This window comes from Candidatus Pelagibacter sp. PS_34 (assembly GCF_059417845.1).
The window spans coordinates 908,634-933,433 of record NZ_CM182068.1; the positions used below are offsets into that span (position 1 = coordinate 908,634).

At 31.2% G+C, this 24,800-nt stretch carries 26 protein-coding genes and 1 other RNA gene; 4 read left to right on the forward strand and 23 right to left on the reverse strand.

Features of this window, described 5'->3' with window-relative positions; all coding sequences use genetic code 11:
* Positions 1-61: 61 nt before the first annotated feature.
* Together AC5SL3_RS04925 and AC5SL3_RS04930 are read right to left on the reverse strand one after the other, a co-directional pair.
* A complete protein-coding gene (locus AC5SL3_RS04925; RefSeq protein ID WP_494577722.1) occupies positions 62-1,303 on the reverse strand; it encodes an amino acid ABC transporter substrate-binding protein in 1,242 nt (413 codons plus the stop codon).
* An 89-nt stretch (positions 1,304-1,392) separates the two neighbouring features.
* Positions 1,393-2,007, reverse strand: a complete 615-nt coding sequence (locus AC5SL3_RS04930; RefSeq protein ID WP_006997922.1) for a LysE family translocator — start codon at positions 2,005-2,007, stop codon at positions 1,393-1,395.
* Positions 2,008-2,134: 127 nt separating this feature from the next.
* Here AC5SL3_RS04930 and AC5SL3_RS04935 point away from each other — a divergent pair, with 127 nt between their 5' ends.
* Positions 2,135-2,431, forward strand: coding sequence for a TIGR03643 family protein (locus AC5SL3_RS04935; RefSeq protein WP_006997921.1), 297 nt, complete (start codon positions 2,135-2,137; stop codon positions 2,429-2,431).
* 3 nt (positions 2,432-2,434) lie between these two features.
* The gene (grxC, locus tag AC5SL3_RS04940) at positions 2,435-2,689 is read left to right on the forward strand and encodes a glutaredoxin 3 (RefSeq protein WP_006997920.1); all 255 of its coding nucleotides are present in this window, start codon (positions 2,435-2,437) and stop codon (positions 2,687-2,689) included.
* A gap of 1 nt (position 2,690) precedes the next feature.
* On the opposite strand, the gene msrB is transcribed toward grxC, so the two are convergent.
* The 18 genes from msrB to hflK all read right to left on the reverse strand — a co-directional run bounded on the left by msrB (position 2,691) and on the right by hflK (position 21,283).
* A complete protein-coding gene (msrB, locus tag AC5SL3_RS04945) occupies positions 2,691-3,065 on the reverse strand; it encodes a peptide-methionine (R)-S-oxide reductase MsrB (RefSeq protein ID WP_494577724.1) in 375 nt (124 codons plus the stop codon).
* Positions 3,066-3,068: 3 nt separating this feature from the next.
* Entirely contained in the window at positions 3,069-4,019 is a 951-nt protein-coding gene (locus AC5SL3_RS04950; protein ID WP_494577726.1) for a D-2-hydroxyacid dehydrogenase family protein, read from the reverse strand.
* Positions 4,012-4,911, reverse strand: coding sequence for a DMT family transporter (locus AC5SL3_RS04955; RefSeq protein WP_006997917.1), 900 nt, complete (start codon positions 4,909-4,911; stop codon positions 4,012-4,014). Before AC5SL3_RS04955 ends, AC5SL3_RS04950 begins: the two co-directional genes overlap by 8 nt.
* Entirely contained in the window at positions 4,912-6,153 is a 1,242-nt protein-coding gene (locus AC5SL3_RS04960; protein ID WP_494577728.1) for an NAD(P)/FAD-dependent oxidoreductase, read from the reverse strand. It lies immediately after the preceding gene.
* Positions 6,154-6,221: 68 nt separating this feature from the next.
* A complete protein-coding gene (gene rodA / locus AC5SL3_RS04965) occupies positions 6,222-7,343 on the reverse strand; it encodes a rod shape-determining protein RodA (protein ID WP_494577729.1) in 1,122 nt (373 codons plus the stop codon).
* Positions 7,344-9,311: a penicillin-binding protein 2 gene (gene mrdA, locus AC5SL3_RS04970; protein WP_494576489.1), complete on the reverse strand. Its 1,968-nt coding sequence runs from the start codon at positions 9,309-9,311 to the stop codon at positions 7,344-7,346.
* Complete coding sequence (locus tag AC5SL3_RS04975; protein ID WP_494576491.1) at positions 9,301-9,822, reverse strand: rod shape-determining protein MreD; 522 nt, start codon at positions 9,820-9,822, stop codon at positions 9,301-9,303. Before AC5SL3_RS04975 ends, mrdA begins: the two co-directional genes overlap by 11 nt.
* The gene (mreC, locus tag AC5SL3_RS04980) at positions 9,819-10,670 is read right to left on the reverse strand and encodes a rod shape-determining protein MreC (protein WP_494576493.1); all 852 of its coding nucleotides are present in this window, start codon (positions 10,668-10,670) and stop codon (positions 9,819-9,821) included. Before mreC ends, AC5SL3_RS04975 begins: the two co-directional genes overlap by 4 nt.
* Positions 10,671-10,675: 5 nt before the next feature.
* Complete coding sequence (locus AC5SL3_RS04985; RefSeq protein WP_494576495.1) at positions 10,676-11,713, reverse strand: rod shape-determining protein; 1,038 nt, start codon at positions 11,711-11,713, stop codon at positions 10,676-10,678.
* A 1-nt stretch (position 11,714) separates the two neighbouring features.
* Positions 11,715-13,283, reverse strand: a complete 1,569-nt coding sequence (locus AC5SL3_RS04990) for a 2-isopropylmalate synthase (protein ID WP_006997910.1) — start codon at positions 13,281-13,283, stop codon at positions 11,715-11,717.
* A gap of 105 nt (positions 13,284-13,388) precedes the next feature.
* Positions 13,389-14,408, reverse strand: a complete 1,020-nt coding sequence (gene ilvC / locus AC5SL3_RS04995; protein ID WP_494576498.1) for a ketol-acid reductoisomerase — start codon at positions 14,406-14,408, stop codon at positions 13,389-13,391.
* A 20-nt stretch (positions 14,409-14,428) separates the two neighbouring features.
* Positions 14,429-14,977: an acetolactate synthase small subunit gene (ilvN, locus tag AC5SL3_RS05000; RefSeq protein ID WP_271626994.1), complete on the reverse strand. Its 549-nt coding sequence runs from the start codon at positions 14,975-14,977 to the stop codon at positions 14,429-14,431.
* On the reverse strand, positions 14,978-16,744 hold the full coding sequence (locus AC5SL3_RS05005) for an acetolactate synthase 3 large subunit (RefSeq protein WP_494577731.1): 1,767 nt from the start codon (positions 16,742-16,744) through the stop codon (positions 14,978-14,980).
* A 19-nt stretch (positions 16,745-16,763) separates the two neighbouring features.
* Positions 16,764-17,705 (reverse strand): tRNA (adenosine(37)-N6)-dimethylallyltransferase MiaA, encoded by a 942-nt coding sequence (gene miaA / locus AC5SL3_RS05010; protein WP_494577732.1) that lies wholly within the window; start codon positions 17,703-17,705, stop codon positions 16,764-16,766.
* Positions 17,706-17,707: 2 nt separating this feature from the next.
* Positions 17,708-19,120: a Do family serine endopeptidase gene (locus AC5SL3_RS05015; RefSeq protein WP_494577734.1), complete on the reverse strand. Its 1,413-nt coding sequence runs from the start codon at positions 19,118-19,120 to the stop codon at positions 17,708-17,710.
* Position 19,121: 1 nt separating this feature from the next.
* A complete protein-coding gene (locus AC5SL3_RS05020) occupies positions 19,122-19,307 on the reverse strand; it encodes a DUF2065 domain-containing protein (RefSeq protein WP_006997904.1) in 186 nt (61 codons plus the stop codon).
* Between the two features lie 9 nt (positions 19,308-19,316).
* Positions 19,317-20,183 (reverse strand): protease modulator HflC, encoded by an 867-nt coding sequence (gene hflC, locus AC5SL3_RS05025; RefSeq protein WP_018414329.1) that lies wholly within the window; start codon positions 20,181-20,183, stop codon positions 19,317-19,319.
* The gene (gene hflK / locus AC5SL3_RS05030; RefSeq protein ID WP_011281404.1) at positions 20,183-21,283 is read right to left on the reverse strand and encodes an FtsH protease activity modulator HflK; all 1,101 of its coding nucleotides are present in this window, start codon (positions 21,281-21,283) and stop codon (positions 20,183-20,185) included. The genes hflC and hflK overlap by 1 nt, the downstream gene beginning before the upstream one ends.
* A 51-nt stretch (positions 21,284-21,334) precedes the next feature.
* On the opposite strand from hflK, the gene AC5SL3_RS05035 reads away from it, so the two are divergent.
* A complete protein-coding gene (locus tag AC5SL3_RS05035) occupies positions 21,335-22,159 on the forward strand; it encodes an Mrp/NBP35 family ATP-binding protein (RefSeq protein ID WP_494576509.1) in 825 nt (274 codons plus the stop codon).
* Here AC5SL3_RS05035 and thyX read toward each other — a convergent pair.
* Positions 22,140-23,087, reverse strand: a complete 948-nt coding sequence (thyX, locus tag AC5SL3_RS05040; protein ID WP_494577736.1) for an FAD-dependent thymidylate synthase — start codon at positions 23,085-23,087, stop codon at positions 22,140-22,142. The two genes, AC5SL3_RS05035 and thyX, sit on opposite strands and share 20 nt — an antisense overlap.
* A 4-nt stretch (positions 23,088-23,091) precedes the next feature.
* On the opposite strand from thyX, the gene ssrA reads away from it, so the two are divergent.
* Positions 23,092-23,393, forward strand: a transfer-messenger RNA (tmRNA) gene (gene ssrA, locus AC5SL3_RS05045).
* A gap of 175 nt (positions 23,394-23,568) precedes the next feature.
* On the opposite strand, the gene AC5SL3_RS05050 is transcribed toward ssrA, so the two are convergent.
* The gene (locus tag AC5SL3_RS05050; RefSeq protein WP_494577738.1) at positions 23,569-23,814 is read right to left on the reverse strand and encodes a hypothetical protein; all 246 of its coding nucleotides are present in this window, start codon (positions 23,812-23,814) and stop codon (positions 23,569-23,571) included.
* Positions 23,811-24,800: a hypothetical protein gene (locus AC5SL3_RS05055; protein ID WP_494577740.1), complete on the reverse strand. Its 990-nt coding sequence runs from the start codon at positions 24,798-24,800 to the stop codon at positions 23,811-23,813. The genes AC5SL3_RS05050 and AC5SL3_RS05055 overlap by 4 nt, the downstream gene beginning before the upstream one ends.

Here is a 24,800-nt window from a genome sequence, read left to right on the forward strand (position 1 = left end):
TTATTTAAATGTTTATAAAAAAATGCCCCCTATTTCTAGGGAGCATTTTACATATTAGGTATTATCTTTTTGACCAAGATGGAATTGGGTGTACCAACTCAGCTGATGCCCATTTTGTAGGAGCAACAACTTTGTTTTCACACTTACTACCATCATCGTTACATGATACTTGGAAAAGTACCATTGGTTTTGATACGTTCTGCCCACCTTCTGCAAATTTTATGTTCCCATAAAAAGTTTGCATATCAGTTGCAGCTAATGCGTCTCTAACTTTTTTAGTGTCAAATGATTGTGCTCTTTCGAATGCATCTTTAAATACTAATAAAGCAGCTGACGACTCTGCAGCTTGGTATGGCGGTGCATAACCAAATGCTTTAGTAAAGTCTGCATCATAAGTCAAACCATCTTTAAAGAAGTTATCTTTGTAAGATAGAGATTTGTGCCATTGAGAAGCACAAAGTGCATACTCAGAAGCTTTACCATGCATCTTAGATAATTTAGCAGCATCACAGTGAGTCATTGCTAACATAGGAACATCAACTTTCATTTCTGAAATTTGTCTAACAGCTGTTAAAGCTCCTTTTGTGTGACCTGAAACTACAAGAACATCTGGTTTTACAGCTTTTACTTTAGATAAAGTAGCAGCCATATCATTAAGTTCTTTCGGTAACTTATCATCAATGATGATTTTAGAACCTGTTCTTTTAGCAGCATCAAGAATACCTAATCTCACATCTTGAGAGAAAGCATCTTGTTCAAATGCCATTGCAATCTTAACTGGTTTTCCACCGTTTTTTTCAACTGCAAGATCAATTGCTACATCAAGATATAAGTTCGCAGGAGCTAGTACTGCAAATAAATATTTATAACCCTTAGTGAATAACGATCTAGACGCGCCGTTTGCTTCAACCATAGGAATACCATATTTTTCAGTTACAGGAGCCATAGCTTTAGTCAAACCTGAACTATAAGGTCCAAGCATGTATTGAACACCATCTTGTTGGATTAATCTTTCTGCAAGTTGTGCTGCCCTTCCAGAGTTTGACTCGTCATCGTAATAAATGATTTCAAACTTGTAAGTTTTTCCACCAACCTTAATACCACCCATGTCATTTATTCTGTCAACTGCTAAGTTATAGCCGTTTTGAGTATGAACACCATTTGATGAGTATTTTCCAGTCAATGAAATAGCTGCACCTAAAATAATTTTATCCCCAACAACCTTCGCGAAAGATATTGTTGAAGTTGAAATTAAAAGAGCAATTGCAGAAACTAAAGTAATAATTATATTTCTGATTTTCATTTTTATTTCCCTCTATTAGTTTTTAAATTTAAATAAATATTTAACCCTTAAATGTAATTACACGCAAGTCCTTAAGACAAAAGTGTGACCTAATAGTTTTGAATAAATGCTATGATTAAAGCGATTAATATCAATACACACGCTGAAATTGTATTAATAACTTTTGGGTTTGCTTTTATCCAAACAATTAATTTTCTAGCAAGAACAGCATAAGCAATTAAAGATAAAAAATCTAAAACTGCATATGTTGTAATTAAAATTATAAATTGGACAATATAATTTGAATTAAAATCTATAAACTGTGGGAATATTAAAGGAAAAAACATCCAAGCTTTTGGACTTGTTCCTGCAACTAAAAAACCATCTTTAAAAAAAGAAAAAAAGCTTTTTGACGAAATATTATTTGAATTTATATCTTTTGGTCTTGAATTATAAATATCATAAGCAAGATAAAGTAAGTAAGCTATACCAATCCACTTAAAAGTATTTAGAAAGTTTGGATTATCGACAAAAAAAGATCCTAAAACAAAAATTACTAAAGTGGCTTGAATAATATTTGCTGTAACATCTCCAAGAGCTGTCCAGATACATTTTTGAACACCATAATTCATGGAATACGAAATGATTACAATTCTAGGTGTGCCAGGAGTGATAAATAAAAATAAAATAATCTGTAAAAAAAGAAAATAATTTAAGGGAAGCATTTTGTTGTTTGGATAGTCCTAAATAAAACCGGGAGCTAAAGATGGCTAAATAGGACTATCTTAGAAATGATAATATCATGAGCTGAAATAAAATGCATTAACCATTTTTTTCAAATATAAGGTATTTATGAAAAAAAAAGGTCACACCCCTATAACTAGGGTTAAAAATCCAGAGCCTCATGTATCAGATCCTGAATGGATCATCTGGGCTGCTTGGGCTGACCGGATTACCTTTGAAGAAATAGAGCAAAAAACTGGAAAGACAGAAGGTGAAGTAATCAAGATTATGAGGCGTTCTATAAAGCCTGTTTCTTTTAGATTGTGGAGAAAAAGAGTTAATCAAAAAAGTATTAAACATAGAAAAAAATTTGAATACTCTAGAAAAGAAATTACTAGTAAAATTAAAAAGAATGATTATTTATAAGATATGAAAAATGTAACTATTTATACAGGTCCACTTTGTAATTTTTGTGATGCAGCAAAAAGATTATTAGCTAGAAACAACGTTGAATATAAAGAAATTAATATTGCAACAGTAGATGGAGCAATGGATGAAATGATTACTAAAGCTAATGGAAAAAGAACTATTCCACAAATCTTTTTTGATGATAATCATATTGGTGGTTACGATGATGTTAGAGCTCTTGAAAAAGAAAATAAATTACTAGAACTTTTAAAATAAACTAGTTTTTAGGTTTAAAAGTCAGACAAACACCATTATTACAATATCTTTTACCAGTTGGTTTAGGTCCATCTTCAAAGATATGACCATGATGTCCACCACATTTTTTACAATGATATTCTACCCGCTCATAACCTAATAGAGTATCTGTTTTAGTTTCAAATGCATCCGGTAACGGTTGATAAAATGAAGGCCAACCTGAACCACTTTCATATTTGGCATTTGAGTCAAATAATTTTTCACCACAATTAGCACAATGATAGCTTCCTTCTCTCTTCTCGTGATTTAATTCACTTGTACCAGGCGCTTCTGTACCATCTTCAAATAGAACTAATTTTTGTTCAGCTGTAAGGTCTTTGTTAATTTTTTTTGTCATGGTTTATTCTAATATTCTTAAGGGTTTACCTGCAACACATGCCTCTAATCCTTCAATCATCTGTGTATAAAATATACTATAATTTTCTGCTGTTACATAGCCAACATGTGGCATTAATAATGCATTTGGTAAAAATCTTAGTTTGTTACCTTCTGGCAGAGGTTCTTTTTCATAAACATCAAGTCCTGCTCCAGCAATAACATTGGTTGATAATGCTATAATTAAATCATCTTCATTAATAATTGATCCTCTAGATGTATTAATTAAAAAAGCAGTTTTTTTCATTGAATCTAACTCTTTTAGTTTTATTAACTCTTTATATCTTTCTCCACCTTGAACATGGATTGATAAAAAATCAGAATTTTGAAATAAATCTTCTTTACTACATGGAAGAACACCAAGTTCTTTACAAGTATCCAAGTTTAAATTTTCACTCCAAGCCATAACTTCCATGCCAAAAGCTTTAGCAATTTTAGCAACTTGTGAACCAACTCTTCCAAGTCCAACTAACCCCAAAATCTTTCCTTTAAGCTCAAACCCAATAGTGGTTTGCCAGTAACCTTGGTACATATTGTCAATTTCTTCTTTAAAATTTCTAGCTAACCCTAAGATTAAACCCCAGGTTAATTCTGTTGTGCCTGCAAAATCAATGTCTGTTCCACACACAGTAACTTTTCTCTTTTTAGCAGCAGCTAAGTCTATTGCTTTATTTCTTGAACCACTTGTGATGATATATTTAAGGTCGTTTAAATTATCGATTAAATTTTTAGTAATAGGAGTTCGCTCTCTCATTATCAATAATGCTTCAAAGTCTGATAATTGCTCTATGGCATCTGCTTCATCTTCAAAGGGTTCACTGAATATTTTAAATTCATATTTGCCAGATAATTTTTTTAAATCAACAAATTCGTGAGACACGTTTTGGTAATCATCTAAGATAGCAACTTTAAGCATTTTTAATCTTTCTGTTTGATAAAAGAATTCCTGTTAAAATAAATATTGCGCCCAACATATGATAAAACATAAATTTTTCATTAAAAATAATCATTGCCATAATTGCACTTAAAATAGGCATCATATGTAAAAAAACACCTGCTCTGTTAGCACCAATTAAAGCAACTCCCTTTATCCAAAAAATAAAAGAAGCAAGACCTGGAAATAGAACTACATAAAATAAAATCATGTAAAAGTTTTGATTTAAAACAATTCTAAAGCCCATTTGATACTCTATAAAGTAAATTGGTATTAAAAAAATAAAGCCAAATGAAATTACTACTTCTAGTAAACCTAGTTGAGATAGTTCGTGTTTTTTTTTCTTTAAAAGAGCTGAATAAGTAGCCCAAGAAAGCATTCCAAAAACCATCGTGATATCACCCTTGTTAAAGTCTAAATTCATTAATATTCCAAGATTTGCTTTGGTTATAATTAAAACAACTCCAATAAAAGAACATGTAACGCCCATTATTTGAAAAGTATTAGTTTTTTCAATTTTTAAAATTGAAGAAATGAAAATGATCATCACTGGTATTGTTGATATCATCAACACTCCACTGATTACTTGCGTAAAGTTTAAAGAATAATAGACAATTGAATTAAAGATGGTGACGCTCGTTATTCCAAGAATTGTATAATATTTATAATTTTCTAAAATATAACTTCTTTTGTTAAATAGTTCTTGAATTGTAAATGGAGCTAAGATCAACCAAGCAAAAAGCCATCTATAAAAATTTAATGAAAATGGAGGTACTTGATATTGACTAGCAAATTTTCCAACTAAAAAATTTCCTGACCAAAATAAAGCTGCTAAAAATAAAAAAATATAAGCAACATTATTTTTATTTATCACTTAGCTAAACCTAAGAGAGCTATATGGCTTTAAATCTAAGTTTGTATTTTCTTCAGCAATCATTCCAGAGATTATTTTCCCTGAAATAGGTCCTAATGTCCATCCTAAATGATGATGACCAAAGCAATAAAAAACATTTTTATATTTTTTTGAAGGTCCTATTACAGGCAAGTAGTCTGGTAATGTAGGTCTAAAACCAAGCCACTCATCTTCATGTTCGGGTAAATCACCCATCATGTATTTTGCATTATTAATTAAATTTTTAACTCTTGATTTTGATAATGGGTTGTCTAATCCACCAAATTCAACTGTACCTACAACTCTAAGTCCCTGTTCCATGGGTGTAATACCAAATCCTCTATTTTGGAAAATTACCGGTCTACTTAAAAGATGATCGCAATTTTTAAAATGCACATGATACCCTCTTTCAGTATCTAGAGGTATTTTTTCATCTAAATTATCTGTTAATTTTTTTGAAAATGAACCACAGGCAATAACAATTTTATCAAATAAAAAGCTTTGCATTTCAGCTTTTATAACTGGCTTTTCATCATTAAAATTTATGTCTTTGATATTCATTTTTAAAAACTTGCCACCTTTTTTCAAAAACAGATCATAGAGTTTTAAAAGAATTTTCTTAGGGTTTCTCGCATGTCTACCATATTGATAATAAACACCTCCATGATAGATAGGTTTTATATTCGGTTCTAAGTCATGAATTTCTTTTGGAGTAATTACTTGTTGATCAACCCCCAGTTCATTTCTAACTTTAATCTCTAGTTCTCTGCTTTTTAAACTTTGATCGTTCCAAATATATAAAATACCTTTTTTTTCAACCAATCCTCCAAGCTCTACTTCATCAAATAATTCATCATAAGCAGGTAATGCTAAATCTAAAATTTGATGCATATTTTTAGCGGTATGCATCATTCTTTTTGTAGTACAGTTTCTTATAAATTGTAAAAACCAAGGCATCATTTTTGGAACATAGTTCCATTTTAAAGCAAGTGGACCTGTAGAACTTAAAAGCATTGCAGGGACATCAGTTAATACATCAGGTCTATTTATAGGAACAGATGCATATGGAGAAAAGTGACCTGCATTACCGTAGGATGCAGCAGGACTTCCTGGTTCATCTCTATCAAAAATTGTTACACTAAAACCTTTTTTTTGTAAAAATAAAGCATTCGAAATACCTTGTATACCAGCACCAACAATTCCAATTTTTAAATTTTTTTCCATGACACTTTATATAATTCTTAAAATTAAATATTCTCGCGACAAATTCGACAAGTAAAACATTAAAATACTTACGCTATTAGCTGTTTATGATTAATTTTAGCACTCATGACAATTGCAAATCCAATCATGGTTGCAAGCATTGAAGACCCTCCATATGACATAATTGGCAAAGGAGACCCAACGATAGGAAGTAAACCTAAAACCATTGACATATTTACTGTTACATAAAAAAATATTGCAGACCCATAGCCGTAGCAAAAAAGTTTAGCGAAATAACTCCTCGAGATTGCACCAATTCTTAATACTCTATAAATAATGATTATATAAATTAACAATAAAACTAGAGAACCTAAAAAACCATGCTCCTCAGCAAATAAAGTGAAAATGAAATCTGTATGTTTTTCTGGTAAAAATTCTAAATAACTTTGAGTTCCTTTTAAAAAACCTTTACCAATTAAACCTCCAGATCCAACTGCTATTTTAGATTGAATAATTTGGTAACCTGCACCTAGAGGATCCCTATCTGGATTAAGAAAAGTCAAAATTCTAAGCTTTTGATAAGGTTGTAAAAAAGCAATGGCAAAAGGCATTGAAATTAATAAAGTTATAAATGAATAAACAAAATATTTAATATTAATTCCTGCAAGCCATATGACAACTAATCCACTTAAAGCAATTAAAATTGAAGTTCCCAAATCAGGTTGAGTAATAACAAGCATGATTGGTAAAATTAAAATTACCAAAGCAACAAACATAACTTGAAAACTATTAACTTTATTCAATTGTATACGGTGATAATATTTAGCAAGGCATACTATTATTGCAATTTTCATTAATTCAGATGGCTGTAAATTGATAAAATATAAATTGATCCATCTTTGTGATCCTGAAGCTTTAATGCCATATAAAGAAGCCCAGACTAGAAAAAATAAAACTACAATATAAAAAAAGTAAGCAAAGTAATGCCAAAATTTAATATTAAAAAATGACATAAAAATCATCATTGTGAAAAAAATTAAAAATTTTGAAATATGACTTTTACTATGAAATAAGATTTGCCCCCCATCTGTTGAGTACATGGACAAAGCACTAATTAACCCAAGCAATAAAATACAAATTAACAAAATGTAATCAAAATTTCTTAATTTTTGAAAAAAAGTGGTTTGTGTACTAAATGAGTTGTATTGCATTTATATTTTTAAATCATTTTGTTTAGTTTGTTTCTCTCTTAGCTCATGTCTATCTACAATTAATTTAAATAGTTTTTTTGCAATCGGTGCAGCGGTCGAGCTTCCTGATCCACCATGCTCTATAACAATACTTAATGCGTATCTTGGATTCTTATATGGACCAAAAGCTATGTATAAAGCGTGATCCCTCTCATTATATGGAATTTCAGAAGTACTTAAATCTAGTTCTCTTGCAGCTTCAGTTATTCTTTTAACCTGTGATGTTCCTGTCTTTCCAGCAAATTGGTATTTGGGATCTTCGATACGTGAATTATAAGAAGTCCCTCTGACCTCATTTGTAGATGCAAACATCGCTTCACGAACTAAGTTTATATTTTTAGAACTTTTAAATAAAGTTTCATGTTCTTTTTTATCTAAAAACTCTAAAAGTTCTTCTGTTGTATTTTTTAATCCACTGTCTTTTTTATTTAATTGTTTTTTGTTTTTATTCATTATGAATCTAATTTCTTCTGCAGTTTTACTATCCTCATCTACTATTATTTTTGGATAAATCTTAAATCCTCCATTTGCAAGCTGAGCTGTCATTTGGCATAATTGTAGAGGTGTTGTTTGAGTATAGCCCTGTCCAATACCTGTGATTAATGTTTCACCTATAACCCAACCTTTTCCTAAATTATTTTTTTTCCATTTAGTGTCAGGAATTAACCCTTTTTTCTCAATACTAAATGTTTCATTTAAAACTTTTTCACCAAGGCCAAATTTTATAGATGTTTCTTTTAATCGATCCACACCAAGTTTTCTCGCAATCTCATAAAAATATGTATCACAAGACTGTTTCATTGCGCTCTTTAAATCTACAATGCCATGTCCTTTTTTTTTCCAACAATGATAAGTTTGACCATACATTTCAATTTTTCCTGTACAGTTAACTTTGAAATTTTCATCAATAATTTTATTTTCTAGTGCTGATAAAGCTACCATTGGTTTGAATGTTGAGCCTGGTGAATACAAACCAGATAAAGTTTTATTAACTAATGGTTTTAATGGATTATTTCTAATTAACTGCCAATCATCTTGATTAATTCCAAAAAGAAATAAATTAGGGTCAAATGACGGTGAAGATTGCATAGCAACTATTTCACCCGTATAGATATCCATTACACTTATTGAGCCAGCTACACCTTTTAAAAGCTCATTACAAAACTTTTGAATTTCTGTATCTACAGTGAGTTTAATTGTTTTGCCATTTAATCCATCGGTATAATCAAGTTGGCTAATTCTTTTTCCATAGGCATTAACTTCATACCTTTGGATACCATTCGTACCAATTAATTCATCTTCAAAAGTTTTTTCTAAACCATTTTTTCCTACTTTGAGTCCTGGTACATGTGTGCTTCTTATAATTTCATTATTTAGAATATCTTTTTCACTTGCTTCACTAACATAGCCCAAAACATGTGTATAACTTTCATTAAAGGGATAGTTTCGTGATACAGATAGAACTGGTTTGGCTCCTACTAAATCGTGTAAGTAATAATTTATTTTTGTAAACTGCTCCCATGTTAAATTTTTAGAAATGATTATAGTTTCCCAGGGTTTTTGTTTATTTTTTTGGTCTATTATTTTTTTAAAATCACTATTAGTTATTGATAAAATATCTTTTAACCTTACCATCAAATATTTAAAGTTTTCTACTTCCTCTGGAATTACGTGCAATTGATACACTTTTAAATTTCCAGCAATAATATTTCCAAAATAATCTAAAAACTCACCTCTAATTGGAGGTAATCTCCACTCACGTAACCTATTTTTGTCAGATAGAGTTAAATATTTTTTATTCTCTGTAATTTGTAATGAAAATAATCGAGTAATTATTCCAGTAAATACAACTAACTTGGCAACACCAATAATGAACATTCTTCTATTAATAGTTTGAACTTTTTTTACACCAAAATCTTCACCCAGCATTATTATTTCTCACTACATAATTTTCAAAAAAATTAAATAAATTTGAAAATAAAAAATAAAACAAAAAAGTAAATGTAATATTTATTATTTGTTCAAAATAATTTAACTCATAATTAAAAATAAATTTTAAAGATAAAAACAATAATGAATTTATAATTAAAATTGTTAAAAGAAAAAATATACCATCTTTTAGTAAACTTGGTCTTAAAGTAATATTTCTAAGATAGGATGCTGCTCCACAAAGTATTAAATACATTAAACTGCTTAATCCAATTGGAGTTCCTATCACAACATCGTTAAACAAACCTGCAATAAAAATATAGGTATATCCTAAACTTTCAGTTTTTTTTAGACTGTAGTAAAAAATTAAAATGTAAGAAAAATTAAATGAAAAATATTTTAAACCTAAATAATTAAAATCATAATCATTTAAAACAGATACGAAAAGTAAAATTAAGGGTACATTTAATAATATTATTCTAATAAAATTTTTATTTCTTAACCCTGTCATTTGTTCTCACTTTTTTTAAATGAAACAACTTTTACAAATTTTAATTGAGAAAAATCTGAAAAAAAATCTACTTTTTTTTCATCACTCAAGTTATTAATATTCATTCTTCCTATAGGTATTCCAGCCTTGAATAAACTACCTGCTCCCGAAGTGTAAATAACGGACTCATTTTTGATATCCTCATATTTTTTGCTATACTGAATTTTCCCATAATCTTTACCCGTCCCTGAAAGTATAGAAAATACTGTGTTCGGCTCTACTATGACTGGAATTTTACTATTCAAATCTGAAAGTAATAATACCCTAGATGATGAATAGTTAACCTCAACAATTTTTCCAACAAGATATTCACCATCTATTACAACCATTCCAAGGTTTATTTTATGTTTACTGCCTTTGTTAATGATGATTGATCTTAAGTATGGACTACTTTTATCACTTAAAACTTTAGCAATTATAGTGTCTGATTTAACCAAATAATCATCAACAATATTTTTTAATCTTTGGTTTTCTGAAATTATAAATTCATTTAATAAATCTTTGGCTTTTAAAATCTCTAGTTCAGACTTAATTTTTTCATTTTCCTTATAAAGTTTTTTGTGATTTTGGATTGTAAGATAACTATCTTTTAATAAATTTTCTGGCACAGAAACTATAAAAGACGATCTATAAACTACTTCCTTAATGCCTATTTTTACATAGTTTATAATTTTAAAGTTAAAACTGCCCAAAATTAAAAAAACTATAGAAAAGAATATTAAACTTAATAATGAGAACCTTTGCTGTGTTCCTTTTTTTAAAAAAGCAGATCTTAATGCAATTACAAAATCATCTCTGCTTGTTTCCATTATTTCTAATACTCAGATAACATAGTAGAGAATGTTTCTTCTTGATCTAGCGCTTTTCCTGTCCCAATTGCAACACATGCTAAAGGATCATCTGCTATAAAAACTGGCAATCCAGTTTCTTTTGAGAATCTTTTATCAATATTTTTTAATAAAGCCCCACCACCTGTTAACGTTAAACCCATATCCACTAAATCAGCAGATAATTCAGGAGGAGTATTTTCCAGAGCATCTTTTATCCCATTTACCATTTCTTTTAAAATATCATTTAAAGCTTCTGCTGTATCTTCTTCAGTAATATTTACTTCTTTAGGTGTTCCTGATCTTAAATCTCTACCTTTAACTGCATAAGTATTACTGTTTGACGGAATAGCAGTACCAATTTCTTTTTTTATTTTTTCAGCAGTACTATCTCCAATCATTAAATTGTATTCTTTTCTCATATAATTTACTAAAGCCGTATCCATTGCATCTCCAGCAACTCTTAAAGATTTAGAATAAACAAGACCTCCCAGTGACATAACAGCTATTTCCGTAGTACCTCCACCAATATCAACAACCATTGATCCAGTTGCTTCTGAGATTGGTAGACCTGCACCAATTGCTGCAGCAATAGGTTCTTCAATTAACTGAACTCTTCTGGCCCCCGCCGCTAACGCACTATCTTGAATGGCTTTTCTTTCAACGGGTGTTGACCCTGTTGGAACACAAATTAAAATTCTTGGGTTTGCAAAAGTTTTATTTTTGTGAACTTTTTTTATAAAATGTTTAATCATTTCCTCGGTAACTATAAAGTCTGCAATCACTCCGTCTCTCAAAGGTCTAATAGCACTAATGTTACCAGGTGTTCTTCCAAGCATCGTCTTTGCTTCATCACCTACAGCTAACACAGTTTTTTTTCCCATATTCTCAGCAATGGCTACTACAGAGGGTTCATTTAAAACTACTCCTTGTCCTTTTAAAACAACAAGTGTATTAGCGGTTCCAAGATCAATCGCCATATCTTGACTCCAAACGTTAGTTATACTTTTAAACCAATTAGCCATCTTATATTCCCTTCACTTTCTGAGTTTCATGCTCCATTGGAACAGTTTTTTTTCTTTTAATAATCATTTTATTTAAAGCACTTAAATAAGCATTAGCTGACGCTACTAATGTGTCAGTATCCGCAGCTTGTCCAACTGTAGTTTTGCCTTCTTCTTCAATTCTAACACTTACTGTAGCTTGAGCGTCTGTTCCCTCAGTAACCGCATGTACTTGATAAAGTTGTAATTTAACGTCGTGTGGATATAAAACTTTTATACATTTAAAAATAGCATCTACAGGACCATCACCTGTTTCTGATGTTGATTTTACTTCTCCATAAACGTCAAGTGTCATTTCTGCTTTTTGAGGTTCACCTGTTCCTGCAAAAACTTTTAAAGACTTTAAATTTATTGCATTAATTTTATTGTCTGAAATTAAACTATCATCAACTAAGGCCATAATATCATCATCATAAACATGTTTTTTCTTGTCAGCTAAAACTTTAAATTTACCAAAAGCAGATTGGATTACGTCATCAGTTACATCTGCATAACCAAGATCATTTAATTTTTCTTTAAAAGCATGTCGCCCCGAATGTTTACCCATAACAAGAGATGTTTTTTTAACTCCTACACTTTCAGGAGTCATAATTTCATAGGTTTCTCTATTTTTAAGCATTCCATCTTGATGAATACCTGCTTCATGAGCAAAAGCATTTTTTCCAACAATTGCCTTATTAAATTGAACTGGAAACGTTGCATTAGAGACAACTTTTGAAGCTTTGCTTAATAATTCAGTTTTAATTCCTGTTGTAAAAGGCATTAAATCATTTCTTGTTCTTATCGCCATTACAATTTCTTCAAGTGCAGCATTACCTGCTCTTTCACCAATACCATTAATTGTACATTCAACTTGTCTTGCACCAGCCTGAACTCCAGCCAAAGAATTTGCAACTGCTAATCCTAAATCGTTATGACAGTGAACAGATAAAATAGCTTTATCTATATTTGGAACTTTGTTTTTCAAAGTTGTGATAATTTTAGTAAATTCTGATGGAATTGTATAACCAACAGTGTCAGGAATATTTATTGTTTTGGCTCCACTGCTGATTGCTGTCTCAACTATCTTACACATAAAATCCATGTCTGTTCTAGTTCCATCTTCACAAGACCACTCAACATCATCTGTTAAATTTCTTGCATAAGTTACACTTTCTTTTATTGCATCCAAAACTTGTTCTGGAGTTTTATTTAATTTGTGCTTCATGTGTAGTGGACTTGTGGAAATAAAAGTATGAATTCTAAATCTTGGTGAAGCTTTTAATGCTTCATGACATGCATCTATATCCTTTTTACTAGCTCTTGATAATCCACATGGAATAGAATTTTTTAGAATTTTACTTATTGCAGTTACAGCCTCAAAGTCACCAGGGGATGCAATTGGAAAACCAGCTTCAATTACATCTATGCCTAATTCATCAAAAATTCTTGCAATTTGAATTTTTTCTTCAATACTCATTGATGCACCAGGTGACTGTTCACCATCTCGCATCGTAGTATCAAATATAATAACTTTATCTTTATCGCTCATAACCAATAATTTTAGAAAATCTATAATACAATCTATAATAGAGATTGCAAAATAAATGTTATATTTTGGTTATAATTTATGATCGATTTAGGTTTTTAGTAAAAATTAACTCTTATCACTATCTATTAATTTTTTCTTACCAATCCAAGGCATCATGGCTCTAAGTTCTGCACCAACCTTTTCAATTGGATGATCCGCAAGATCTTTTCTCATTTTTAAAAAGTTCTTTTGGCCGCCTTCACACTCTTTCATCCAGTCTTTTGTGAACTTACCAGATTGAATATCAGCTAGAACTTCTTTCATTCTTTTCTTGCTCTCACTATCAACAACCTTTTTACCAGATACATACTCTCCATACTCTGCTGTATTGGAAATTGAGTAATTCATATTAGCAATTCCTCCTTCGTAAATTAAGTCTACTATCAACTTTACTTCATGTAGACATTCAAAGTATGCCATTTCTGGTTCATAGCCAGCTTCAGTTAGGGTTTCAAAGCCATTTTTAATAAGCTCAACTAATCCACCACATAAAACTGATTGTTCACCAAATAAATCTGTTTCACACTCATCTTTAAAGGTAGTTTCAATAATACCAGATTTCCCTCCACCTATTGCCGAGGCATATGATAATGCAAGGTCTCTTGCTTTACCTGTTCCATTTTGATGAACTGCAAATAAACATGGAACTCCACCACCTCTTTCAAACTCACTTCTAACCAGGTGGCCCGGTCCTTTGGGAGCAACCATAAATACATCTAAATCTTTTCTAGCATCAATCAGCTTGTAATGAATATTTAATCCATGAGCGAAAGCTAAACTTGTTCCTTGTTTAATTCTTTGCTCAATATGATTTTTATAAATTGAAGCTTGTAATTCATCAGGTGTTAAGATCATTGCAACTTCTGCCCATTCAGCAGCATCTGACATATTCATAACTCTTAATCCTTTTGACTCAGCTTTTGCTTTACTTGCTGATCCATCTCTAAGGGCTACAACAACTTCTTTGGCTCCACTATCTTTTAAATTTAGTGCATGCGCATGACCTTGGCTTCCATAACCAAAAATTGCTATTTTTTTACTTTTAATTAAATCTACATCTGCATCTTTTTCATAAAACATTTTCATTTTTTTTCTCCTATTGGTAATTAATTTAAAATTTCTGCACCTCTGGTCATTGCTACCGCTCCCGTTCTTGAGGCACTGACAAGACCAAGTGGTTTTAAATTCTTTATCATACTATCTATTTCTCTTCTTAAAGCTGTTATTTGAATTACAGCAGATTTATTTGTGTGATCTAATATAACTGGATTATACTTTTTACAAGCATTTAAAGCTTTCTTAATTTTGATAGAATTTGCAACAATTTTTAATAGGGCCATTTCTTTAAATATCACTTTTTTATCTTCTCTTTTAAAATTAGCAACATTATGCACTGGAACTAATTTTTTGAGCTGCAATACAATTTGTTCTATAACTTGTGGTGTCCCTGTTGTTACAATAGTAATTCTAGAAAGATTTTTTTTATGGTCAATTTCAGCAACTGCTAAGGATTCAATATTATATCCTCTACCTGAAAATAGCCCTACCACTCTTGATAAAACACTTGCTTCGTTATCAACCCATACAACAATAATGTGTGTATCAATTTTTCCAGATTTACTCGGTGTGCTATATGCGGATTTAGATTTTACCATTTAAACTAACGCTTTTCCTTTTCCTGTAATTTTATTTGCATCCTGATCCTTTGGACCTAAAAGCATTTGGTTGTGAGGTTTTCCCGATGGGATCATTGGAAAACAATTCTCTCCTTGGTCTACAAGACAGTCAAAAATAACAGGTCTATCTGTGTTAATCATTTCTTCAATTTTTTCATCTAATTCACTTGGATCTTTTGCTCTAATACCAACACATCCATAAGCTTCTGCTAATTTAACGAAATCTGGTAAAGCTTTTGAATAACTTTCAGAATAATTTTTTTCATGTAGTAGCTCCTGCCACTGTCTAACCATTCCCATATATTGGTTATTTAAAATAAATATCTTTATTGGCAAATTATACTGAACTGCCGTTGATATCTCCTGCATATTCATAAGAATTGAGGCTTCACCTGCTATATCTACCACTAGTTTTTTTGGATGAGCTACCTGAACACCAATAGCTGCTGGTAATCCATAGCCCATTGTTCCAAGACCCCCAGATGTCATCCATCTATTAGGTTTATCAAATTTATAATGTTGTGCTGCCCACATTTGATGCTGTCCGACTTCAGTTGTAATATAAGTGTCACTATTTTTTGTTAATTCGTACAATCGTTGAACTGCATACTGAGGTTTAATAATTGTATTGCTGTTCACAAAACTTAAAGATTGTTTAGTACGCCATTTTTCAATTTGTAGCCACCAGTTTGAAATTTTTTGTTTATTAGATTTTTCTAGATTTAATTTTTTCTTTTTTAATGTTTTAGTCGTTGAACTGATTACATCCGATACATCACCAACTATTGATAAATCAACTTTAACTATCTTATTGATTGAAGATGGATCTATATCAATATGAACCTTTTTTGATTTAGGGGAGAACTCATCTATTTTTCCTGTAATCCTATCATCAAACCTTGCACCAATATTAATTAATAAGTCACAGTCATGCATTGCATTATTAGCTTCATATGTTCCGTGCATTCCAAGCATTCCTAAAAATTGATTATCATTTCCAGGATAAGCACCTAGGCCTTGTAAAGTTGAGGTTATAGGAAATCCTGTTAAAGAAACTAGTTCTCTTAACAATTCACTTGCTTTGGGTCCTGAGTTAATTACTCCACCACCAGTATAAAATATTGGTTTTTTAGACTTACTCATTAAATCAATAAGTTGATCTATGTCTTTTTGATTAAATCTATTTAAATTTTTAGTAACAACTTTTTTATCTTTATTTGGTTTTGAGTATTTTGTTTTTGCAAATTGAATATCTTTTGGAATATCAACTAATACTGGCCCTGGTCTTCCTGTTGTTGCAACCTCAAAGGCTTCATGCATAATTCTTGGCAAATCATTTATATCTTTAACTAACCAGTTATGTTTGGTGCAAGGTCTTGTAATTCCTGTAGTATCGCATTCTTGAAAAGCATCTGTTCCAATTAAGTGTGTAGGTACTTGTCCTGAAATACAAACTAGAGGAACTGAATCCATATATGCATCGGTTAATGCAGTTACAACATTTGTTGCACCTGGTCCTGAAGTAACCAATACAACACCTGGTTTTCCAGTTGATCTTGCATAACCTTCTGCAGCATGACCTGCTCCTTGTTCATGCCTAACTAAAATATGTTTTATAGTTGGATGATTTTTTAGTTCATCATAGATAGGAAGAACTGCTCCACCTGGATATCCAAAAATATGTTCAACTTTTTGGTCTTCAAGACACTTAAATACTATCTCTGCTCCTGAATATAATTTTAGCATCCAGGCAATCTATCGGACTTTATGTTAATTGGTCAAGTTTAAGAGAAGATTTTTTTAATTTTTTTATATAACCATCTAATTTGATTGGATCAATTTTAATCCACGATGTCATCCTAGTTCTTGCCCAAGTCGCTTGTCTTTTAGCGTATTGTCTTGTTTTAATTGATATTAACTCTTCTGCTTCATCCAAGGTAATTTTATCATTTAGATACTGTGTCAATTCGGCAATCCCAATTACCTTGTTTACACTCTGATCTTTTTTAATTTTTAGTTTAAGAAATTTTTTAACTTCAGAAATGGCTCCATTATTTAGCATGCTAGAAGTTCTTAAATTAATTTTTTCAATAAGCTTTTCTCTTTTTGTATCAATATGTAGTTTTAAAAAATCACTATCATTAAATTCAGATTTAGTCTTAGCTAACCAATCATACATAGATATATTTGTATAAGATTTAATCTCATAAGCTCTTATGGATCTTTGAGTATCATTTGGATCAAATTTGTCTTTGATTTTAGGATCAAGTTTTAAAAGTTTTTTATAAAATTTTTTTTGTCCTTCTTTTTTAGACATTAGTCTAACTTTGTTTCTAAACTTGAGAGGTATCTCTGGAATTTTAACTAATCCATCGATTAATGATTGAAAATATAGACCTGTTCCACCAACTAAAATTGGAATTTTTTTCTTTTTTTGAATATTTTTAATTTTTTTAATTGTTAGTTCTAACCATTGTCCAGTTGAAAATTTTTCATTTAAATCAACAAATCCATATAGATGATGTTTAATATTTTTTTGTTCTTGCTTGTTGGGTCTTGCAGTTAATATTTTTAATTTTTTGTAAACCTGCATGCTGTCAGCATTGATGATTTCTCCTTCAATTTTTTTTGCAATCTTAACAGCAAAATTTGATTTACCTGATGCAGTCGGTCCTGAAATTAAGATAATTTTGGACTGTTTGTCCATTATTAATCTAGCTTAACACCAATATATCTTCTTTGGTTTTGATTATTGTAAATTACAATCAAAATAGTTTTTTGATTAGATTTTAAAACAGTGCCTACAATATCTTCAAGATCTTTAGTAGATTTTATTTTTTTCTTTTGAGCTTCAACAATAACATCTCCAACATTTAAGTAATCTATTGGGCTATTTTTTCCAATATTTGTTATAACTAAACCTGTTGTTTGATTGGGTAATTTTCTTTGCTCAATATCTTCATCATTCAATGGTCTTACAATTATTTTTAAAGATTTAATTTCAGAAATTTCAGGTGTTTCTTCTTTGGTTTCTTTTTTTTCTACTTTAAAATCCTCTGAAGTTTCAAGTCTTCCTAGTTTAATTTTTTTAGTAATCTCTCTTTTATTTCTCCAGATTTTAACATCTACAGTTTTACCAACTTCTGTTTGCGCAACAATTATTGGTAATTCTTTCATCTCTTTAATTTTAGTATTATTAAACTCTAATATAATGTCTCCTGCTTTAATTCCTGCTTTGTCAGATGGGCTATTTTCTGCAACACTAGCAACTAATGCTCCTCTAGGTTCATCTAATTTTTCAACTTCAGCAATTTCTTCAGAAACTACCTGAATTCTAACACCCAGCCATCCTCTTTTAGTTTCACCAAATTCTATTAATTGATTTACAACTCTTTTTGCATCGTTCGATGGTATCGAAAAACCTATCCCAATAGAGCCACCTTTACCCAAAATTGCTGTGTTAATTCCAATTACATCACCATTCATATCAAATAAGGGTCCGCCTGAGTTTCCTGAGTTTATTGATGCATCAGTTTGAATGTAATCTTCATAACGAGACAGACCGATTGATCTATTTCTTGCTGATATTATTCCTGCAGTAACCGTTCCTCCTAAACCAAAGGGATTACCAATTGCGATAACCCAATCACCAATTCTCGCTTGATCAGAGTTTCCAAATTTAACTGGTGTAAATTTTTCTTTTGAATCTATTTGAAGGACTGCAATATCAGATAAGGGATCAGCACCAACAACCGTTGCTTTATATTCTTTATCACCATCAACTCGAACTAAAATATCTTCTGCATTTAGAATAACATGATTGTTAGTGATTACAATTCCACTCTCTTCTATTATAAATCCTGAACCTAATGCTGCAGACTTCCTTGTTTGAGGTGTTCCAAATTCTTTGAACATATCTTCAAAAGGTGAACCTGGGGGAAACTGAAAACCAGGAAATGGATTAGAATTTGTAGTAACTGTTGTCGTTGTAGAAATGTTTACAACAGAGGGCATCAATTTTTCTGCCAGATCTGCAAATGATGCTGGTGCGTCTTTTGCTAATACTTGTGATGCAAAACTTATTGCAAAAAATATAATAAATAATTCTTTAATTCTGTTCATTTTAACTTTTTATATACCAAATAATTATAAAACCTATAACTGCAAAAATTAACCCACCACTTCTTAATTGTGAGTCTTTTATCATCTCCATTTTTTTTAACATACTTTTCATTTTTGATGGAAATAAGGCATATAAAATTCCTTCTATAAAAAGAAAAAGTCCAAAAGCTATAATCAGCTCTTTCATTATTTTAGATTAATTTTTAGGTTTTATGTTACCGAAAAATTTAAAGAATTCACTATCAGGCGATAAAATTAAAGATGTCTGTCCACCAATTAAAGCAGTTTCATAAGCTTGCATCGCTCTGTAGAAAGCAAAAAATTCTGCATCTCTTCCAAAGGCTTCCGCAAAAATTTTATTTCTTTCACCATCACCTTGACCCTTCATGATCTCAGATTCTTTATTAGCATTTGCTAAAATTACAGAAACATCTTTATCTGCAGTTGAAGTAATTGTAACTGCCATCTCAGCACCTTTTGCTCTAAATTCTTTTGCTTCTCTTTCCCTTTCAGTCTGCATTCTTCTATAAATTGCATCACTGTTTGCTTGTGGAAGGTCCGCTCTTTTAATTCTAACATCTACTATTTTAATTCCAAAACTTTCAGCTTCAGTATTTACACCTTCTTGTATTAAAGCCATTTGTTTAGTTCTATCTTTTGAAAGTAAAGTTTGTAATTCTTGCTGTCCGAGTACATTTCTCAGTCTTGAGTTAATAATCGTTGCTAGTCTTGATCTTGCAACTCTTTCATTGCCAACTGAAATATAAAATTTTAAAGGGTCTACAATTCTAAATCTTGCAAATGCATCAACAATTAAACGCTTTTGATCTGATGCAATAACTTCTTCTGGTGGTGTATCTAAATTTAAAATTCTTGTATCTAGAAAAACTACGTTTTGAATAAAAGGAATTTTAAAATTTAAACCTGGTTTTGTAATAATTCTTTTAGGATCACCAAATTGGAGAACAATCGCTTGGTTTGTCTCTTTAACTATAAACATAGATAGAAACGCTAATGCTCCTACTGCAATAATTATTGGTAATAAAATTTTTTGTACTTTCATTAGTTACTTGCCTTTTTTTTACCTAGCTCTGGTAATGGTAAATACGGCACCACACCTGAACCTGCATTTTTTTCTATAATTACTTTATCAATATCAGCTAAAACTTTTTCCATAGTCTCTAGGTACATTCTTTCTTGAGTAACTTCTTTTGCTTTTGCATACTCTTCATAGATAGATACGAATCTGCTAGCTTCACCTTCTGCTTGAGCAACCACTTGTTGTTTATAAGCTTCAGCTGCTTGCATAATTTTTGCAGCTTCTCCTCTAGCTCTTGGGATCACATCGTTTGCATAAGCTTCAGCTTCATTTTTGGATCTTTCCATATCCGCTCTTGCAGCTTGTACGTCTCTAAAAGAATCAATTACTTGATTAGGTGGGTCTGCTTTTTGCGTTTGTACTTGAGTTACTTGAATACCACTATTGTATTCATCTAATATCTTTTGAATAATTTCTTGTGTTTCAATTTCAATTTTAGCTCTTCCTTCAGTTAAAATTGATTGAATATTACTTTTAGCAACAACTTCTCTCATTGCAGTTTCTGCAGCAGCTTTCACAGTGCTTTCTGGGTCTTGGACCTCAAATAAGAATTTTCCTGCATCTTTAATTATCCAGAATACTGAAAAATCGATATTAACAATATTTTCATCTCCTGTTAACATTAAACTTTCTTGAGGGATGTCTGCCACTCCTCCACCTTGTGAAAAGCCACTTTCTCTTTCAGATCTAAAACCAATATCCATTCTATTAACTTTTGTAACTTTTGGTGTTTCAACAGCCTCTACTGGAAAAGGAATATGATAATTTAATCCTGGTTGTGTAGTTTTAATAAACTTACCAAATCTAAGAACAACACCTTGTTCATCTGGAAGTACTCTATATAGGCCACTTGCTAACCATACGAAGGCTAAAATAATTAGAACTAATATAATTGGTTTTCCTCCTGATGAGCTTCCACCAGGTAAAAATTTATTTATTTTACTTTGAATATCTCTAATAATTGCATCTACATCAGGTGGTGTAGGTCCTTTTCCCGAACCATTTCCTCCTCCTGGAGGTGTTCCCCATGGGCTTCCGCCTCTACCTTGAAAATCATCTGACATATGACAAAGTATATAATGTCTTTATAATAAAAAACAAGTAATGATGAGATTATGACAGATAAAAAGCCAGAACTAAGTGACGCAATGAAAAAAAAACTGGAACCTAGAAAGTTCACAAAGAACCCAATTTTAGGAACAAAATTTACAATAGCTGTTTCAAGTGCAAAAGGAGGAGTTGGAAAATCAACTTTTGCAACCAACCTTGCTTTAGCATTAAAACAAATTGGCTGCAAAGTTGGTTTACTTGACGCTGATATTTATGGTCCTTCAATTCCAAAGATGTTTGATATTAATGAAAAACCAAAAAGTGATGGTCAAACCTTAACTCCAATTACAAAATATGACATTCAATGTATGTCCATTGGTTTTCTTGCAGACCAGCAAACTCCAATGATTTGGCGTGGACCTATGGTTACTAGTGCAATTAAAACATTTACACAAAAAGTTGGTTGGAAAGATTTAGATTTTATCATTGTTGATATGCCTCCAGGAACTGGAGATACCCAATTAACTTTTTCTCAAGAAATTAAGATGGATGGAGCAATTATTGTCTCAACTCCTCAAGAAGTAGCTCTTCTTGATGTTAAAAGAGGGATTAAAATGTTTGACAAGCTTGGAGTTAAGATCTTGGGTTTAGTTGATAACATGAGCTATTTCACTGGTGATGATGGTAAAAAATATAAAATATTTGGTGAAGGTGGGGTTAAGCGAACTGCAGATGAATTTGAAAAAGAATTTTTAGGAGAAATTCCAATAAATCCTGAGGTTGGAAAATGTGGAGATGAAGGAAAGCCAATTGTTGAAGCTAATCCTGAACACGAAATTTCTAAAATATATTTAGACTTTGCTAGAAAAATTAAATCAACTTATCTTTAAGATCAAAAGAAACCATAAGTTCATTCCATTCTCTTTTGGATAAGCCTGAACTATCTTGATTAACATCCTCACCTTTAATAAGTTTTTGAATGATAATTTTTCCTTTAGCTGAAACTTCTGTGCCCCCTACTCTATAATCCATGAACGCATCATAAGTTATAGGTACCCATTTCTTAACAGTGTTTAACATGATGTCAGCATAAACTCTTATTTCATACTGAGCATGACTATCAGCTCTTAATCTTAAAAAATTCATTAAGTTTAATAAATCAGTTTTCCAATACCACTGGGTATAAGTGTTTAAAGTTAAATTCATTCTTGCAAGTTCTCTTGCTAACCCTTTTTTATTTTCATCAATCGTTGATCCATCAAATCTTTGATTGAGCATCATCTCATAGTTGTCATAAGTTTGTTCAGCATCATTTTTTAAAAGTTCTAAAACTTCTTTTGCTTGTTCACCTTCAATAACATCACCTCTACCTTGTCTGTTGCTTGAAGATTGAGCTGCTAAATTTTCTGCAGATGGCAAATAAAATTCTTTATCTAAAATTGAATACCTAGCTGAGTACTCATTAACATTTGCTGTTCTATGTCTTATCCATTGACGAGCAATAAAAATTGGAAGCTTCACATGATATTTGATTTCACACATTTCAAATGGAGTGCTGTGCCAATGTCTCATTAAATATTTAATTAAACCTGCATCTGTTGAAACTTGTTTGGTTCCTTTTCCATATGAAACTCTAGCTGACTGAACAATTGAAGTGTCATCTCCCATGTAATCAATAACTCTTACAAAACCATGGTCTAATGCTGGCATTGCCTCATACAGAATATTTTCAAGCGCTGGGGCAGTAACCCTTTTCGTTTGATTTTGCTGACCTTGTTGATCTTTGATCTCTTGTGATTGTTCTTTAGTTAATTTCATGATTTTTATTGAATCTCTCTCAAATGCTTTTATAGTAATAGTGTTGGCTTGCCAACTACGACGATAAACGAATTTCGTAATAACCATTACGGACGTGGGGGCAGTACCCACCACCTCCACCATTTACAACTTACGGGGGTGAAATAGGATCGACGGGTGACTAAAGGCTATTCTTTCGTTCGGGATTGTTCCACCGTAACGGGCTAAACTTTAAATGCTGACGAAAGTTACGCACTTGCTGCATAATTAACTTAGGTTAATTATAGAAGCACGGTCTGGGGCACCGGGTAACAGAACGCCCCTACTTGCTAAATGATTCTTTAATCATATCAACGCTTCCAGAAAAAAATAATCAAAAAGACGTTCATAGGACGTTATTTAGAAAGTGGAATAGTCGTTATGGCATACATAAGAGTTAAGCGTGGCAAATTCAAAGTTGAAATAAATAAAAAAGGTCATCCCCATATTAATAGAAGTTTTTTCATTGCCTTACACACTCTGTCCAAAGAATACTGCTAGAACTAGATATTCTCACAGTACAAATTACAATGTAACCTCTTCTATGCATTAATGTATAAACTTTTGTTGCAACTCTTGAGTTTTTAGTAGTTACAATATCTTCATTTTTAACCTTATATCCTTTTTTAATCCACTCGTTCATTGTTTCAGCATAAGCATTCCCACTCAACAACAAACCCAGAACCACGATCCCTAAAAGTTTTTTCATAAGTTTTCTTTTATGAATTTAACACTTTTAAGAAGCATTTTATTATCTACTTGATGTCCTAAGTTTTTTGGGCTTTCAAATTTAACATTATCTACAATTTGATTTATGTATTTTTGAGAATTTTTCCACATCACGGTATTAACTTCTAAAGAAACAGGACTTGATTCAAAAAGTAGCCCATCTACAAAAAGTTTTTTTACTATTCCAAACTCTTTATCTGTTAAATCTTCAGCACCTTTCATAAATGGATTTGATTTATCTTTTGTTCCTTGCCAGTAAAATTGAGGTGTATTTTTGTATTCTTCTAGATTAAATTTTTTTCCAGTAATTTTTACAAAATCATACGTTCCAATAGGGTATATAGTTTCAATTCCATTAATTTTATCAGCTGGAACAGGTAGCAAACCTCCTATTCCTCCACCAACTGCAACTGATACTCTGTCTGGATTTAAAAAAGTAAATCTTGCTGCAAATAGAGAGGATGATGAAAAACCAGTAAAAATAACCTTTTCATTTATACTTTGGTTATTTTCTTTCAACAATCTTTCTCTTGCATCGTCAATCATGGCAATTAACTGCAAATCAATTCTTTTGTATTTATCATTATTTATTTTTATAGTGTCGCTATCTAATTGAGGAAAATAATAATGCCATTTTAAATTGGGTAAATCTTTTTCAATTTCTTTAGTAGCGAATGGAAAAACAGGCATTAATAAAGGGAAATTTAATTTTTTTGCAATATCAGAACCCAAAACCCAACCCAGAGACTTTTTAGCTTTACTGGTCATATCTTTTATTGATTTACCGTTACCAGTGTTATTTGACTCAACAATTAAATATTTTGCATCTGAAGTTTTTTTTGAAGTTTTTAACAAATAAGGAAAATTAAAACCTTTTTCTGGATTAGCTTTAACCACTATTGTTTTAGAATAAGCATTCCCACTCAACAACAAACCCAGAACCACGATCCCTAAAATTTTTTTCAT